This is a genomic window from Candidatus Pelagibacter communis, assembly GCF_001180025.1.
Classification (GTDB): Bacteria; Pseudomonadota; Alphaproteobacteria; order Pelagibacterales; family Pelagibacteraceae; genus Pelagibacter; species Pelagibacter ubique_A.
In genome coordinates this window covers 1-597 of sequence record NZ_CVSK01000029.1, presented here as the reverse complement: position 1 = coordinate 597, position 597 = coordinate 1, and the positions used below count along the sequence as shown (strand labels likewise).

At 32.7% G+C, this 597-nt stretch carries 2 protein-coding genes; both read right to left on the bottom strand.

The genetic code is table 11. From position 1 onward, the window contains the following. Nucleotides 1-366 (bottom strand): ATP-binding cassette domain-containing protein (locus tag AMN83_RS00415; protein ID WP_143323626.1); only part of this gene is annotated, 366 nt, incomplete at its 3' end. A 66-nt stretch (nt 367-432) separates the two neighbouring features. Continuing rightward, nucleotides 433-585, bottom strand: coding sequence for a glycine betaine ABC transporter substrate-binding protein (locus AMN83_RS00410; RefSeq protein WP_082255091.1), 153 nt, complete (start codon nt 583-585; stop codon nt 433-435). Nucleotides 586-597: the final 12 nt, after the last annotated feature.

The window sequence follows — 597 nt, the reverse complement described above, 5'->3', positions numbered from 1 at the left end:
CATTAGAGCAAAGTTTTGAAAAACCATACCTATTTTTTTATTTCTTAGTTCTTGTAAATGATCACGATCAAGCTGCATTACATCTTGCCCGTTGATTAAAATCTTTCCTGAAGTTGGTTCTAAAAGTCTGTTTATATGTCTAACTAGTGTAGATTTTCCACTACCAGATAAACCCATCACACAAAATATTTCACCTTGATTAACATCAAATGAAACATCAGAAACACCAATCACTGAGTTATATTCTTCTAAAGCTTCTGTTTTTGAAATTCCTTTATTTTGGATTGCATCCAATGCTTCGGGTGAAGTATTGCCAAATACTTTCCAAACATTTTCAATTTTTATAGCTGAACTTGATGAATCCATTTTGTTTTTTATTATAGGAAAATATACTCGGCAATCTTAAATCGCCGAGTATAAATTTAATTTAGATTATAATCCTAACCAACCGTCTACAGTTGATTTATTAGCTTCCATCCAAGCTCTAGCAACAGCAGCTGGATCTTTCTTCTCAACTGAAACTGCATAAGCCATTGCAGAAACATCATCAGCTGTTAATTGAAAATTCTTGAAGAATTCTACAATCGCTGGTGATTG